Source organism: Citrobacter sp. R4, assembly GCF_026719175.1.
In the GTDB taxonomy this organism is placed as follows: Bacteria; Pseudomonadota; Gammaproteobacteria; order Enterobacterales; family Enterobacteriaceae; genus Citrobacter_A; species Citrobacter_A sedlakii.
This window is the reverse complement of sequence record NZ_JAPPSU010000082.1, coordinates 1-237: the sequence shown is the minus strand read 5'-3', so window position 1 is coordinate 237 and position 237 is coordinate 1. Positions and strand designations below refer to the sequence as shown.

Annotated in this window: 1 tRNA gene and 1 rRNA gene; both read left to right on the top strand. The window is 49.8% G+C overall.

The features are described 5' to 3' along the window. Positions 1 to 83, top strand: a 16S ribosomal RNA gene (locus tag OOJ60_RS24700); the annotation flags it as partial. 69 nt (positions 84 to 152) lie between these two features. Continuing rightward, positions 153 to 229, top strand: a tRNA-Ile gene (locus OOJ60_RS24695). The last annotated feature ends 8 nt before the right edge of the window (positions 230 to 237 follow it).

Below are 237 nucleotides of genomic sequence, written 5' to 3'. Positions count from 1 at the left end.
CGCTTACCACTTTGTGATTCATGACTGGGGTGAAGTCGTAACAAGGTAACCGTAGGGGAACCTGCGGTTGGATCACCTCCTTACCTTAAAGAACCTGCCTTTGTAGTGTCCACACAGATTGTCTGATGAAAAACGAGCAGTAAAACCTCTACAGGCTTGTAGCTCAGGTGGTTAGAGCGCACCCCTGATAAGGGTGAGGTCGGTGGTTCAAGTCCACTCAGGCCTACCAAATTCGCT